14 protein-coding genes are annotated in these 13,203 nt (G+C 59.2%); 10 read left to right on the top strand and 4 right to left on the bottom strand.

Going from position 1 to position 13,203, the window contains the following annotated elements:
* Positions 1-17 precede the first annotated feature (17 nt).
* The 7 genes from otnI to D0851_RS09900 all read left to right on the top strand — a co-directional run bounded on the left by otnI (position 18) and on the right by D0851_RS09900 (position 7,244).
* Positions 18-812, top strand: coding sequence for a 2-oxo-tetronate isomerase (gene otnI, locus D0851_RS09930; RefSeq protein WP_117618511.1), 795 nt, complete (start codon positions 18-20; stop codon positions 810-812).
* A gap of 70 nt (positions 813-882) precedes the next feature.
* On the top strand, positions 883-1,845 hold the full coding sequence (gene denD / locus D0851_RS09925; RefSeq protein WP_117618510.1) for a D-erythronate dehydrogenase: 963 nt from the start codon (positions 883-885) through the stop codon (positions 1,843-1,845).
* A gap of 62 nt (positions 1,846-1,907) precedes the next feature.
* Positions 1,908-2,909, top strand: coding sequence for a TRAP transporter substrate-binding protein (locus D0851_RS09920; protein ID WP_117618509.1), 1,002 nt, complete (start codon positions 1,908-1,910; stop codon positions 2,907-2,909).
* Positions 2,910-2,975: 66 nt separating this feature from the next.
* Positions 2,976-3,590 carry a TRAP transporter small permease gene (locus D0851_RS09915; RefSeq protein ID WP_117618508.1) on the top strand — a complete coding sequence of 205 codons (615 nt, stop codon included), beginning with the start codon at positions 2,976-2,978 and terminating at the stop codon, positions 3,588-3,590.
* Positions 3,587-4,861 carry a TRAP transporter large permease gene (locus D0851_RS09910; protein ID WP_117618507.1) on the top strand — a complete coding sequence of 425 codons (1,275 nt, stop codon included), beginning with the start codon at positions 3,587-3,589 and terminating at the stop codon, positions 4,859-4,861. The genes D0851_RS09915 and D0851_RS09910 overlap by 4 nt, the downstream gene beginning before the upstream one ends.
* Positions 4,862-4,884: 23 nt before the next feature.
* Complete coding sequence (locus D0851_RS09905) at positions 4,885-6,345, top strand: aldehyde dehydrogenase family protein (protein WP_205422306.1); 1,461 nt, start codon at positions 4,885-4,887, stop codon at positions 6,343-6,345.
* Between the two features lie 29 nt (positions 6,346-6,374).
* Positions 6,375-7,244 carry an NAD(P)-dependent oxidoreductase gene (locus tag D0851_RS09900; protein WP_117618505.1) on the top strand — a complete coding sequence of 290 codons (870 nt, stop codon included), beginning with the start codon at positions 6,375-6,377 and terminating at the stop codon, positions 7,242-7,244.
* Between the two features lie 29 nt (positions 7,245-7,273).
* Here the strand turns inward: D0851_RS09900 and D0851_RS09895 are convergent, their stop codons facing one another.
* Complete coding sequence (locus D0851_RS09895; RefSeq protein ID WP_227539531.1) at positions 7,274-7,951, bottom strand: response regulator; 678 nt, start codon at positions 7,949-7,951, stop codon at positions 7,274-7,276.
* 265 nt (positions 7,952-8,216) lie between these two features.
* On the opposite strand from D0851_RS09895, the gene D0851_RS09890 reads away from it, so the two are divergent.
* The 3 genes from D0851_RS09890 to D0851_RS09880 are packed head-to-tail and all read left to right on the top strand — an operon-like array spanning position 8,217 to position 10,682.
* Complete coding sequence (locus D0851_RS09890; protein ID WP_117618503.1) at positions 8,217-9,242, top strand: ABC transporter substrate-binding protein; 1,026 nt, start codon at positions 8,217-8,219, stop codon at positions 9,240-9,242.
* Complete coding sequence (locus tag D0851_RS09885) at positions 9,239-10,015, top strand: ABC transporter permease (protein ID WP_117618502.1); 777 nt, start codon at positions 9,239-9,241, stop codon at positions 10,013-10,015. Before D0851_RS09890 ends, D0851_RS09885 begins: the two co-directional genes overlap by 4 nt.
* Positions 10,008-10,682 carry an ATP-binding cassette domain-containing protein gene (locus tag D0851_RS09880; protein WP_117618501.1) on the top strand — a complete coding sequence of 225 codons (675 nt, stop codon included), beginning with the start codon at positions 10,008-10,010 and terminating at the stop codon, positions 10,680-10,682. Before D0851_RS09885 ends, D0851_RS09880 begins: the two co-directional genes overlap by 8 nt.
* 15 nt (positions 10,683-10,697) lie before the next feature.
* Here D0851_RS09880 and D0851_RS09875 read toward each other — a convergent pair whose 3' ends face one another.
* Genes D0851_RS09875 through D0851_RS09865 form a run of 3 tightly spaced genes read right to left on the bottom strand, consistent with a single transcriptional unit; the run spans position 10,698 to position 13,203 of the window.
* Positions 10,698-11,504, bottom strand: coding sequence for an ABC transporter permease (locus tag D0851_RS09875; RefSeq protein ID WP_117618500.1), 807 nt, complete (start codon positions 11,502-11,504; stop codon positions 10,698-10,700).
* 2 nt (positions 11,505-11,506) lie between these two features.
* Positions 11,507-12,229 carry an ABC transporter ATP-binding protein gene (locus tag D0851_RS09870; protein ID WP_117618499.1) on the bottom strand — a complete coding sequence of 241 codons (723 nt, stop codon included), beginning with the start codon at positions 12,227-12,229 and terminating at the stop codon, positions 11,507-11,509.
* The gene (locus D0851_RS09865; RefSeq protein ID WP_117618498.1) at positions 12,226-13,203 is read right to left on the bottom strand and encodes a YVTN family beta-propeller repeat protein; all 978 of its coding nucleotides are present in this window, start codon (positions 13,201-13,203) and stop codon (positions 12,226-12,228) included. The genes D0851_RS09870 and D0851_RS09865 overlap by 4 nt, the downstream gene beginning before the upstream one ends.

Raw genomic sequence — 13,203 nt, 5'->3', positions numbered from 1 at the left:
GAAAACGAGGATTGATCATGATCAGACTGGCCGCGAACCTCAGCATGCTTTTCCAGGAGCATGATTTCCCTGACCGCTTCAGGGCGGCAGCCGAAGCTGGCTTTAAGGGGGTTGAATATCTGTTCCCGTACGCCTACGCCCCGGAAGAGCTTGCCCGCCTGCTGAAAGACGCGCAGCTCGAACAAGTGTTGTTCAATCTACCGCCGGGAGACTGGGGTGCTGGAGAGCGGGGGCTTGCGAGCTTGCCTGGTCGGGAGGCTGACTTCCGCCAATCAGTGTTTGAGGCATTACGTTACGCTGAGGCCCTGAACTGCCCACGTATCCACGCCATGGCCGGTCTGGTCCCCGAGGGAGCGGACCGGGAGGCCCTGGCGGCGCATCAAGCTACGTACCTGGAAAACCTCCGCTTTGCCGCCCGGGAGGCGGCAAAGGCAGGGCTGGACCTGCTAATCGAGCCGATCAACCATCGTGACATGCCGCGCTATTTCCTGTCGCGGCAGGATGAGGCTATGGCAGTGATTAAGGCCGTCGGTGCCGATAATTTGCGTCTCCAGTTCGATATCTATCACTGCCAGATCATGGAGGGCGACCTTATTCGCCACCTGGAACGGCAGTTTCATCATATTGGTCACGTGCAAATCGCGGGTGTTCCCGAGCGCCATGAACCGGATATCGGAGAAGTTTGTTACCCCAGCGTTCTTTCGCGATTGGAGGCTCTTGGCTACCGGGGCTGGGTTGGCTGTGAGTACCGGCCGGCTGGCGATACCCGGGAGGGGCTGGCTTGGGGCAGGATGCACGGGCTTACAACCTGAACAGAAGGCGGCTTACAGCGTTACGCCGACTGCGAAAACACGACATAACAACAAGAGGACAACCCAAATCATGCATATCGTCATCACCGGAGCAGCGGGCTTTCTCGGACAGCGACTCGTCGACCGTCTGGCCATGGCCGGGGAGTTGGCCGGCCAGACGCTGAGTCGGCTGACGCTGATTGACCAAGTGGAGCCGAATCGTCCGATTGCCAGGGGTGTGACAGTTCGTTCGCAGGCGCTGGATATCAGCCAGCCGGGTGCACTGGACGAGGTGCTGGCGGAGCAACCCGATGTGATCTATCACCTGGCGGCCGTAGTCAGCAGTGCCGCGGAGGCGGACCTGGACCTGGGCATGCGCGTCAATTTCGACGTTACCCGCGCTCTGCTTGAAGGCTGTCGATTGCATGGGCTCTCCGGCACACGCCTGATCATGGCTAGCTCTGTTGCAGCGTACGGCGGGGATTTGCCCGATACCCTCGATGACATGACGGCACTTCACCCACAGAATTCCTATGGCGCCCAGAAGGCCATGAGTGAACTGCTGATTAACGATTACAGTCGTCGCGGAATCGTTGATGGCCTGGTATTGCGTCTGCCCACCATTGTGATCCGCCCGGGGCGCCCTAACGCGGCCGCTTCAAGTTTCGCATCGAGCATTCTGCGAGAGCCCCTCAATGGCGAAGAGGCAGTCTGCCCGGTGGACACCAGCCTGAACCTCTTCGTGATGTCGCCTGCCACGGTCGTCGATGCCCTCGTCCACGGTGCCAGCGTGTCGGGCGAGGCGGTAGGCCCTTTTCGCGCCTTCATGCTGCCGGGAATCACCGTCAGCGTCGCCCAGATGCTCGAAACCTTGCGAGAGGTGGGCGGCGAATCAGCGCTGGCCCATGTCCGGTATGAACCGGACAGGAACATCGAAGCCATTGTTGGTAGTTGGCCCGCCAGATTCACCAATCTGCGGGCAAGCAGGCTCGGCTTCAGGAGTGACCAGAATTTTCGCGATATCGTTAAGGCTTTTTTGGACGAAAGTGTCTGATTCCGGGCCTACGCACCCCGGGATTCATCCCTAGCGTGACAATGCAAAATGAGGTAACAAAAATGAAAGTAACGTTTGCACGCCGCAGTCTGACTACCGCAATTGCCGGTGCCACTTCCACTGTACTTGCCCTCGGCGCAATCAACGCCCAGGCAGCAAGAACCGTCACCCTCGGGCATACCCTGTCCGACAGCTCCCACTACTCTGTGGGAGCGGATGCTTTTGAAGAAACCCTGGAGCGCCTCAGCGGAGGAGAGTTTGAGGTTGTCGAGCATCCCTCCGGCTCGCTGGGAGGAGAGCGGGCAATGATCGAGGGGCTACAGATCGGTACCGTTGATGTCGTCATTACCTCGACCGGTCCCCTGGGGAACTTCGTGCCTGAAAGCTATGTCTTGGACCTGCCGTTTCTGTTCAAGGATTATGAGCAGGCCCGCTGTGTGCTTGATGGTGAAATCGGTCAGGATCTGCTCAAAAAGATGTCCAACCACAATCTGGTGGGGCTGGCCTGGTCCGAGAATGGCTTCCGCCATATGACCAATAGCGTGCGCCCCGTAACGAGCCCGTCGGATGCCAAGGGGCTTAAGGTTCGTACCATGGAGAACAAAGTTCACATGGAGGCCTTCGAGCAGATGGGCGTCCATCCAACTCCCATGGCATTTCCTGAAGTCTTTACGGCCTTGCAGCAAGGTACCGTCGATGGGCAGGAAAACCCCATAACCGTGATCGTCGCCACAAAATTCTGGGAAGTCCAGGATCATCTGTCCCTTACCGGCCACGTCTATTCACCCGCAGTGGTTCTGGGGTCGCCCGTGCTTCTCGACGGACTCAGTGAAGAAGAGCGCGGCTGGTTTGAGCAGGCGGCCGTGGCATCCGCCCAGGCCACCCGGGAAGAGGTGTCCCGCCTTGAACGAGAGGGTGTGAAGCTCCTGCGCGACAAGGGAATGACAGTGAAAACGGATATCAACAAGGCACCATTCCAAGAAGCGGTCAAGCCCGCATACGGGATCTACACGGATCAGTATGGCAGCGAGATGCTTGATCGTATCCGTGCCAGCGACTGCTGAACCTCTGTAACCACGCCCGGCATCAATTCATGGTGCCGGGGGACCGCTTTGTAAACGGTGGCCACGATGCTGCAAGTTTTTCTCAGCATTGAGCGTCAGACGACTCGTCTGGCTTTGCTTGGTGCGGTTCTGATGCTGACGGTGTCAGTTGCTCTGGGGTTCTACCAGGTATTGACCCGGTTCGTCTTTGATGCTCCATCGACCTGGTCGGAGGTTATCTCCCGATCAACCATGATCTGGTGTGTTTTTCTCGGTGCAGCTCCCGGATTCCGGGGTGGTTTCATGATGTCGGTGGAAGTCATCTATAAGCTGGTGCCAGGCAGAAGACTCGTCTGGCTGGAGGTGCTGATTGCAGGTTGCTGCGCGACGGTACTGCTTGTTCTGATTTATTTCGGTACCGCGATGACCTTCCGGGTCCAGTCGCAGATGCTGTCTGGCCTGGGGATATCTATTGCCTGGGCTTATGCTGCAATGCCGGTCGGAGCAGGTTTCGCACTGATTGCGGTGGTGGCTCGCCTGATGGGTCAGGCCATGGGTCAGGAGACCATCGGGCCGGATCGTGAAGAGGTGAAGTCCAGCAATGGTGACATGGCGGTCGAATCTACAGAGTACCCTGCTGTCGAAGGACAATCCGTTGCGGTTGCCCCAAACAAGGCGGGTTCAAGGGGAAAGCAAACATGAACGCAGCCATTGGACTTTCACTGATCATTCTGTTCAGCCTGGGTGTTCCTATTGCGATATCAATCGTTCTGGCATCCATCATCGGAATTGAATTCTTTTCGCGCCTGCCGTTGCTGCTGGTCCCCCAGCAAATGTTCGTCGGCATCGACAGCTTTCCATTAATGGCGATCCCTTTCTTTATCCTGGCGGGAAATCTCATGTCCGCTGGAGGCATCTCCCGCAGACTGGTGGATCTTGCCAAGTCCATGGTGGGTGGTCTGCAGGGTGGGCTGGCCATGACCTGCGTCCTGACCTGCATGATGTTTGCGGCCGTCTCGGGGTCCAGTGTTGCCACAACCTTCGCAATCGGTTCGATTTTGATACCGGCCATGGTGAAGCATGACTACCCGCGTCCCCTGGCGGCTTCGATCCAGGCGTCGTCTGCGGAACTGGGTGTTCTGATTCCGCCTTCCATTCCCCTGATTCTCTACGGGGTGAGCACGGACACATCCATCGGCAAGCTCTTCATTGCTGGTATTGGTCCGGGGCTCCTGATTGGTGGTGCGTTGTTGCTGTTTCTTTTCCTGTTCTGCAAGAAACGCGGGTACGGATTGCGGGACAGGGAGGATCGTCACGATTTCCCGACTGCGTTCAAGCGGGCGTGGGCGGCCTTGCTGATGCCAGTGGTTGTCATCGGCGGTATCTATGGTGGTGTGTTCACTCCAACCGAAGCTTCGGCCGTGGCGGTGGTCTACGCGTTGATTGTCGGAGGCCTGGTCTATCGTGAGCTGCCCCGCTCGGAGTTGTACCCGATTTTCCGTGAGAGCGTGATTTCAACGGCGGCGGTGATGCTGATCATTGCCGCTGCGGCGCTGTTCAGCTTTCTGATCAGTCGCTCGGGGCTGCCCGGTGAAGTCGCGGCCTGGGTGACAAACATCTTCGACAGTCCCATTGCTTTTCTGCTGGCGGTCAACGTGATGTTGTTGATTGTCGGAATGTTTATCGAAACCTCGGCGGCGATTCTGGTATTGGCCCCGATTTTTACCCCTATCGCGATCCAGTACGGTATCGATCCGGTTCATTTTGGTCTGATTGTCGTGGTCAATCTGGCGCTGGGCATGTTCACGCCACCGCTCGGGGTGAACCTCTTCGCCGCCTGCGCGGTGGCGAAGCTGTCTATTGACCAGCTCTTGCCCTGGCTGATGCGTTTTGTGCTGGTGGTTCTGGCTTGTCTGATTGCCATCACCTATGTGCCCTGGATTTCGCTTGGGTTGGTTGATCTGCTTTATTGAACGCTATCGAAAGGAAATATCGCATGCACTCGCTACCAGTAATGCCGCCAGACAAAGCCTTCATAGGCGGAGAGTGGGTTGCCAGTGCAACGACCCTGAAGGTAGAGGGGCCGTCGCACGGGGAAACGATCAGCCAGATTGCCCGATGTGGGCATCGTGAAGTCGAGAATGCCGCGTTGGCTGCCGACAAGGCATTTTCGGGTCAGCTTGGTAGCTGGTCGAGCTGGAGTGCCCGTCGGCGTGGTGAGTGGCTACTGGTCCTCGCTGATGCTATCAAAAATGACCACGACAGACTTGCTGCGCTGGAGTGTGCGGACACTGGCAAGCCCATGGCTCAGGCAGATGCCGATATAACCGCCTGCGAACGTTACTTTCGTTTCTACGGTGGGGCCGCCGATAAGCTGCACGGTGAGACCATTCCATTCGATAACGGGTTTGCCGTGATGACCCTGCGTGAGCCTTACGGTGTCTGCGCGCAAATAATTCCCTGGAATTACCCCGCACAGATTTTCGGGCGTTGTGTGGCGGCTGCGCTGGCCGCTGGGAACACGGTAGTACTAAAGCCGGCGGAAGACGCCTGCCTCAGTGTGCTGCGCCTGGCTGAACTGGCCAGTGAATGTGGTCTGCCGGCGGGAGCGCTTAATGTCGTTCCTGGCCTGGGCCGCGAGGCAGGTGTTGCGCTGGCAGCCCACTCAGGCATTCAACATCTGTCATTCACCGGTTCGCCGGAGACTGGCACGCTTGTTGCCCAGGCTGCGGCCAGACATCACGTTCCGGTCACCATGGAGCTTGGGGGGAAATCTCCCCAGATTATTTTTGCAGATGCCGACCTTGATGCGGCGCTCGATGCGGTTGTTAAAGGTATCGTTCAGAACGCTGGCCAGACCTGTTCCGCCGGCAGTCGCTTGCTGATTCAGGAGGAGGTAGCCGAGGCGTTCCTCAGCCGTCTGGCTGATCGTTTTTCTTCCCTGCGGTGTGATGCCGGTGAGGCCGATGCCGATTGTGGACCACTGATCAACGCCCGGCAGAAGTCGGTGCTTGAATCGAGACTTGCATCGGCCTTGGCCGATGGTGTGAAGGTACTGGCCGAAGGTCGTTTGGCAGAGGCCGCACCGGCAGGTGGGCACTTTGTCGTGCCTCAGGTTCTTGTCGGTATCCCCGATGGCCATGAGTTACTGCGCGAGGAGTTGTTCGGGCCCGTTCTTGTGGTTCAATGCTTCAAGGGCGAATCCGATGCGCTGGCACAGGCTAATGCGACGGATTTCGGTTTGTGCGCGGGCGTGTGGACGGCGGACGGAGGGCGACAATTGCGTCTGGCGAAACAGATCCGAAGCGGCCAGGTGTTTGTCAATAACTACGGTGCCGCTGGTGGTATTGAGTTGCCGTTCGGTGGCGTGGGGCGCTCTGGACACGGTCGCGAAAAGGGCTTCGAGGGCTTACGCAGCTTTACCCGTATCAAGACCGTCGCCATTCGGCATGGTTAGCGACCAACAAACATACCTGGAGGAGTGAGATGCCACAGACGTATCATGTTGGCCTGATCGGCGTTGGCCTGATGGGGCATGGCATAGCTTGGAACCTGCTGAGTGCGGGGCATCGCCTGGCTTTTTTGCAGCATCCTGGTAACCAGCCCGTTGATGACCTCGTGGCCTTGAGTGCCATGCCGTTGGAGAGTAGCTGCGACGTGGCCCGAGACGCAGACGTAGTTATTCTCTGTGTGACGGGGTCTCCTCAGGTAAACGCTGTGCTTTTCGATGCCACTGGCGTATTGGAGGGACTGAAGCCCGGCACTGTTGTGATCGATTGTTCCACGGCTCTGCCCAGTTCTACGTCAGACGTTGCAAGACGTGTGAGCGAAGCCGGTGGGCGTTTCATGGATGCGGCCATGACGCGCACGCCTAAAGAGGCGGCGGAAGGGCGACTGAATTTGATCGTTGGAGCGCCCGAAGCGCTATTTACCGAGATGTCACCGTTGCTCGAGTGCTTCGCGGAAACGATCTGTTATGCCGGGGACGTGGGGGCGGGCCATACACTGAAACTGCTGCACAATTATGTGTCGCTCGGATTCACCGCCATACTGGCAGAGGCCGTTATTGCATCTCGCCGAGCCGGAATTGATGACGGTTCCCTATTGGAAGTTCTCGGCAATGGCGGTGGCGATGGGGTGATACTGGAGCGGCTCCGCCCTTATATTGAACGTGGTGATCCGTCAGGCTTCCGGTTCAGCGTTGCCAACGCCAACAAGGACATCGGCTATTACCGGGCCATGGTTCAGAAACTCGGAAGCGCAAAGGGAATCTCTGATGCAGTTGGCGAGCTCTATGCGTCAATTGATGATCAGAGAGTCTCCGTTCCGGAACTGATCCGCCTGCTCAATGTGTAGCGCAGATTCTGTTATTCACCGCTAATTGGTCAGCGCTTCAGATACTGACTGAAATCGACATCACTGGCGGAAAGAATCGCCTGAACCCGGTTATGCACGCCAAGCTTGCGCAGAATGGCCGAGACATGGGCCTTCACCGTGGTTTCGGCGATGTTCAGGTTGTAGGCGATCTGCTTGTTGGACTCTCCCTTGGACATACGTTCCAACACCAGCAACTGCCGGCGGGTGAGGGAGTTCAGCAGTTCCGGCGATATCGGGTTGTCTTCATGCCGGCTGCGGCGGTTACTGCTTTCCTTGCCGGTGCGGATGATGTCGGAGGGCAGATACACATTGCCGTTCAGGATCTGCTGGATGGCTTCGGTCATCTGGGCCCGGGGAGAGGACTTGGTAATGAATCCGCAGGCGCCGTAGGTTATGGCCTGCAACACCACCTGTTTGTCTTCTTCCGCGGAGACAATCACCACCGGAATGGTGGGCGCTTCATTACGTAGCGTGATCAGGCCGGTCAACCCGTGCATGCCGGGCATGTTCAGGTCCAGCAGGATCAGGTCCAGGTCGTCATTTTCACGGGTGATTTCCAGGGCACTGTCCAGATCAGCGGTTTCGATGATCTCGCTGCCCGCAAAGCCGGAAGCAATCACGCTGCTGATGGCTTCGCGGAAGAGCGGGTGGTCGTCGGCAATCAGGATCTTGTAAGCCGGCTCCATGGATGTCTCTACCTGTTTGTTGTCATTGCCGGGGTTGGCTTCCGCATCATGATAGCGGTTTTCGGAAGAGAGTGTGGCATCGAGCTCGTCCAACATGGCGGCCTCCTGTGCAGGGGATCGACGGAGTCGGTGCCGATCCTCTGGTTATTATTGTGATGATTTCATTACACGCGATCTTCGTCCCGGGTTGAATGCGACCATCGCACCAAAAAACAGGCACCAAAGTACTATTCTTGCCCGGCTGCGGGGTTCGTATCGTGGAGGGATGAATCAACAGCCAACAATAAAGTCAGTTCTTCAATCCTTTCCGACTGCGGCCCGTTTTGTCCGGGTGGTCATCGCCGCGCTATTGCTTCTGTCCTTACTGATGAGTCCCGCCCATGGCAGTGACGGTGACCCTGAAGAGCTGCCGGTGCTGTCTGTCAGTGTCCTGCAGTTTGGCACCGCGCACTGGGAACTGGACCATATCCTTCACCGGGGGCTGGACCGCGAGAACGGCTACCAGCTCAAGCTGAAGCTCGTTGCCAATCTACCGGCTTCCCACCTGGCGGTCACCAGCCAGTCGGTGAACGGCGCGGTGGCCGACCTGCTGTGGGCGCAGTCCCGGTTCCAGGCCGGCACGCCCTATCTCTATGTGCCGTTCTCTTCCCGGATTGGCGACATTGTGGTTGCCGGCGACTCTGCTATCGGTTCGGTGGCCGACCTGGCCGGCAAACGCATCGGCGTGGCTGGCGGGCCGGACAGCAAAGGCTGGATACTGTTGCAGAACGTGGCCGCGCTCCAAGGGATCAACCTGGCACAATCCACCGAGGTCCAGTTCGCCGCCCCACCCCTGCTGAGCCAGGCCCTGAAGCGCGGCCAGGTGGATGCGATCGTCACCTACTGGCATTTTTCGGCCCGCCTGAAGGGAGAGGGCGGCTGGCGCTCCGCGTTCGGTATGGCCGACCTGCTCACCGCCATGAATCTGGACCGGAACCTCCCGGTTCTGGGCTATGTGTTCCCGGCGGGCTGGGCTGAAAACCAGGGGCCGTTGCTGGATCGCTTCGCCGGGTCCCTGCAGCAGGCAAAAGCCGAACTGGCGGCGGACAAATCCCACTGGCAGCGGTTGCGGCCCCTGATGGGCAGCCCGCAAGAGGGCGTTTTCACGGCACTGCGCAAAGGTTTTGTCGCCGGCACGCCCGCGCCTCTCACGGACCAGCGAATTACTGACCTATATCGGTTGCTGGCGCTCACCGGTGCGGACCCAGGCAACCTGATGCCGTCGGAGCTGTTCTACCGGAGACAACCGTGAACACCCGCTCCGGCCGCCCGCCGGCCTGGAGTTACTGGGTGGTTCTGCCTTCGTTTGTCCTGCTCTGGGCATGGATTGCCTGGTTTATCCAGTCTCCACTCCTGCCCACGCCCCTGGATGTGCTCGACACCCTGATAAGGGAGTCCGCCTCCGGCGAACTCTGGCACCATCTGGGTGCGACCCTTGGGCGTGTCCTGGTGGCCTTTGTTCTCGCCATGCTTCTTGGCACCGCCATCGGCATCGTGATGGGCCGGTCACGAACCACCAACGCCCTGTTCGATCCCCTGCTGGTGTTGATGCTGAACCTGCCAGCGCTGGTCACCATCATCCTGATGTACGTCTGGTTCGGCCTGGTGGAAGTGGCCGCCGTGATGGCCGTAGTCATCAACAAGGTCCCCAACGTCGCCGTCACCGTCCGGGAAGGGGCTCGCAGTCTGGATTATCGCCTTGAAGAAATGGCCACCGTCTACAACTTCACCCGCTGGCAGCGATTTCGCGAAGTCTGGGTGCCGCAACTGTTTCCCTACCTGATGGCCGCCACCCGCGGTGGCCTGGCCCTGATCTGGAAAATCGTCCTGGTGGTCGAACTGCTCGGCCGTTCCAGCGGCGTTGGCTTCCAGCTGTACATGGCCTTCCAGGTCTTCGACGTTGCCGCCATCCTCGCCTACAGCCTTGCGTTTATTGCCGTAGTGCAGCTCATCGAACTGGCCATCCTCCAGCCCCTGGAACGCCGTTCAAGCCGTTGGCGCCAGCCGGAGGCTGCCCATGCTTGAACTCAGAATCGCCGGCCGGGATTTTGGCCAGCCTGTGCTTGGGGAAGTGTTCACCACCATAGCCCCCGGCGACCGTATCTGCCTGCTCGGCCCTTCCGGTATTGGCAAGACCACGTTGCTGAATGTCATTGCGGGCCTCGACAGATCGATACCGGACGATGCGGTCATCGGACGCGACAGGCTCAGGGTGGGTTATCTGTTCCAGGAACACCGCCTGCTGCCGTGGCGAACCCTGAATGCCAACCTCCGTCTGGTCGGTGCAACCGAGCAGGAAGCCGAAAATTTGCTAAGTCAGGTTGGTCTCTCCGGTTACGGTCACTACTTGCCGGATCAGCTTTCTCTTGGCATGGCCAGAAGGGCTGCCTTGGCACGTTGTCTGGCGGTGAAGCCGGACTTGCTGTTACTGGACGAACCCTTTGCGTCACTGGATCCGGTAATGGCGGGCGGGCTGAAAAAACTGATCGCCGGCATTCTGGATGCTCACCCCGAAATGGCGATGATCTGTGTTACCCACGATGGTGGTGACGCCGAGATATTGGCAAACCGACTTTGGTACCTGGATGGCAAACCGGCGCGCTTGCAGTGGGATGATGCAGTGGGTGAGGCTGGTTTGATTGATGGACTTCTTGGGAGGCTTCGTAACCTTGATTTAGCCTGTCCCCCATAGCCCACTACCGCTCGATCAAGCAGTCTTGGAGGTTCCGAGGATCTTGGTCCGCTGAGGCCGGAACCCGGCCGTGGCAAGCATTACCAGAACCACGGTTACCCCCGCAGTAATGCCATAAGCTACAGGGTTCCACTCCAGATACAGCGAGAAGCGGATCGCCTCCACCGCATGGGTGAACGGATTGAACTGGCTGATCCAGTACAGCCAGGGACTGGCCTCATTCATCCGCCAGAGCGGATACAGGGCCGATGACAGGAAAAACATCGGGAAAATGACAAAATTCATCACCCCGGCAAAGTTTTCCAACTGCTTGATCCAGGTGGCAATCAGTAACCCCATGGCCCCCAGCATAAGACTGGCCAGCACCAGCGCCGGCAACACCGCAAGATACCCCCACAACGGCGGCTCCACGTCCACCAGCAGTGCCAGCAGCAGGAACACATAAACCTGCCCGACCGACACCACCCCCATCGCCAGCAGCTTGGTCACCAGCAAAAATGGCCGGGGCAGCGGGCTCATCAGCAACACCCGCATGCTGCCCAGCTCCCGGTCATACACCATGGATAACGCCCCCTGCATGCTGTTGAACAGGATGATCATGCCGCACAGGCCGGGGGCGATGTAGGTCTGGTAGGTGATGTAGGTCTGGTAGGGCGGGATGATGGAAATCCCCAGTACCGCCCGGAAGCCCGCGGCAAACACCACCAGCCACAGCAGCGGGCGCACCAGGGCACTGGCAAACCGGGTGCGCTGCTGCCAGAACCGCAGCCACTCGCGAGTCTGTATGCCGACAAAACAGTGCCAGTAATGGGCAGCTTTCATGGTTATCCGGCTCCGGTCAGGGAATGGAAGGTTTCCGCCAGATCCCGGGTGCCTTGGGCCCGGCAGATGGCGTGTCCGGTACCGTCGGCCAGCAACCGGCCCTGGTGCAGGATCAGCACCCGGTCGTCCTCGCGAACCTCCTCAATCAGGTGCGTGGCCCAGAGCACGGTCAGGCCGTCCTCGTCACAAAGGGTGCGCACGTGCTCATTCAGTGCCTTGCGGCTGGCCACGTCCAGACCCACGGTCGGTTCATCCAGCAACAGAAGAGAGGGTTCATGGAGTAGCGCCCGGGCAATCTCCACCCGCCGGCGGTGACCGCCATTGAGCTGGCGGACGGCATCGTTGGCCCGGTCCAGCAACCCGAAGCGCGCCAGTTCCCGGTCGCCCCGCGCCCGGGCTTCCTTGCGGGACAGTCCGTGCAAGGCGGCGTGGTACTGCAGGTTCTGGCGCACGGTCAGGTCCAGGTCCAGGGCGTTCTGCTGGAACACCACCCCGATCTTGCGCATGGCCTCGGCCGGCTGCTTTTTCAGGGACTGGCCGGCCAGCAGAATATCCCCCTGCTGCAACGCCAGTAGTCGGGTCAAAAGGCCGAACAGGGTGGACTTGCCAGCGCCGTTGGGCCCGAGCAGGGCATGGAAACGGCCCGAGGTCAGCGCGAAGCTGACCTCTTTGAGCACCGGCTTGTCGCCGTAGCGAAAGCTGAGGTTGCGGGCTTCTATAGTCATGAAGTGGGATCGATCACCACGCCCCAGGGGTAGCGGCCCACCTTGATGGATTTGATCACCTTCAGGTCCTCCACATCGATCACAGACACGTCACCTGAGACACCGTTGGTGGTGTAAAGATGCTTCTCGTCCTTGTCCAGATCCAGCTGCCACACCCGGCTGCCCACCAGCAGGTAGTCCAGTACGTCATAGGTCCTGGCATCCACCACCGCCACATGGTTGGCAGGGCCGAGGGCGACGAAGGCGTATTTGCCATCGGAGGTCAGTTCGATGCCCACCGGCTGCACCCGGTCCTGGTTGACCCCAGGCACCCTGAAGGATAGCTCATGGATCTGCTTCAGGGTGTCGACATCGATAATGTGCACGGTGCCGCCGATTTCCGCCGAGGCCCAGGCAATCTTGCTGTCCCTGCTGAACTCCACATGGCGGGGGCGCTGGCCCACCACGATGTTCTTTTCGATCTCGAAAGTCTCGGTGTTGATCCAGTGCAGCATGCTGGTGGTTTCGGAAGTATTGACCGCCCACTTGCCGTCCGGGCTTACCGCCATACCTTCCGGTTCCACGCCTACCTCAATCTGGGCCAGGATCTCTTTGGAGTGGACGTCCAGGACAGTGACGATAGCGTCGTCCTCGTTGGCAATGTAAAGGTGCCTGTTGTTTGGATGCAGGGCGATCTGCTCGGGATCCTCACCGGAGGGCAGGGTATCGATGATCTTGCGGGTGGCCAGGTCCAGCACCTGCACGGTGTCGTCGTCGCTGGCGCAGATGTACAGCCTGGTGTAGTCCCTGGAAAGCAGAATACCCCGGGGTCGGGCGCCCACCCCGATGGTGTCGACGACTTCCATGGACTCGGTATCAATGATCGTGAGGGTGTTGTCCTTTTCGTTGGATACGTAGGCCAGGCTGGCCAGTGCGGCCGGTGTCGAGAGGGCGATCATGGCGGCCAGGGCGGTTTGCTTGAACAGAGATTTCAT

The sequence above is a fragment of the Marinobacter sp. Arc7-DN-1 genome, from assembly GCF_003441595.1.
GTDB lineage: Bacteria > Pseudomonadota > Gammaproteobacteria > Pseudomonadales > Oleiphilaceae > Marinobacter > Marinobacter metalliresistant.
Note: the sequence above shows the minus strand (reverse complement) of the source record. Positions and strands in the feature narration are given on the sequence as shown.

What these genes read in the sequence shown, in the direction of transcription:
- D0851_RS09900 (WP_117618505.1), top strand. Translation starts at nt 6,375, where the DNA reads ATGCCACAGACGTATCATGTTGGCCTGATCGGCGTTGGCCTGATGGGG.
- D0851_RS09875 (WP_117618500.1), bottom strand. Translation starts at nt 11,504, where the DNA reads ATGAAAGCTGCCCATTACTGGCACTGTTTTGTCGGCATACAGACTCGC.
- D0851_RS09865 (WP_117618498.1), bottom strand. Translation starts at nt 13,203, where the DNA reads ATGAAATCTCTGTTCAAGCAAACCGCCCTGGCCGCCATGATCGCCCTC.
- D0851_RS09870 (WP_117618499.1), bottom strand. Translation starts at nt 12,229, where the DNA reads ATGACTATAGAAGCCCGCAACCTCAGCTTTCGCTACGGCGACAAGCCG.
- D0851_RS09895 (WP_227539531.1), bottom strand. Translation starts at nt 7,951, where the DNA reads ATGGAGCCGGCTTACAAGATCCTGATTGCCGACGACCACCCGCTCTTC.
- D0851_RS09920 (WP_117618509.1), top strand. Translation starts at nt 1,908, where the DNA reads ATGAAAGTAACGTTTGCACGCCGCAGTCTGACTACCGCAATTGCCGGT.
- otnI (WP_117618511.1), top strand. Translation starts at nt 18, where the DNA reads ATGATCAGACTGGCCGCGAACCTCAGCATGCTTTTCCAGGAGCATGAT.
- D0851_RS09905 (WP_205422306.1), top strand. Translation starts at nt 4,885, where the DNA reads ATGCACTCGCTACCAGTAATGCCGCCAGACAAAGCCTTCATAGGCGGA.
- D0851_RS09915 (WP_117618508.1), top strand. Translation starts at nt 2,976, where the DNA reads ATGCTGCAAGTTTTTCTCAGCATTGAGCGTCAGACGACTCGTCTGGCT.
- D0851_RS09890 (WP_117618503.1), top strand. Translation starts at nt 8,217, where the DNA reads ATGAATCAACAGCCAACAATAAAGTCAGTTCTTCAATCCTTTCCGACT.
- D0851_RS09910 (WP_117618507.1), top strand. Translation starts at nt 3,587, where the DNA reads ATGAACGCAGCCATTGGACTTTCACTGATCATTCTGTTCAGCCTGGGT.
- D0851_RS09880 (WP_117618501.1), top strand. Translation starts at nt 10,008, where the DNA reads ATGCTTGAACTCAGAATCGCCGGCCGGGATTTTGGCCAGCCTGTGCTT.
- denD (WP_117618510.1), top strand. Translation starts at nt 883, where the DNA reads ATGCATATCGTCATCACCGGAGCAGCGGGCTTTCTCGGACAGCGACTC.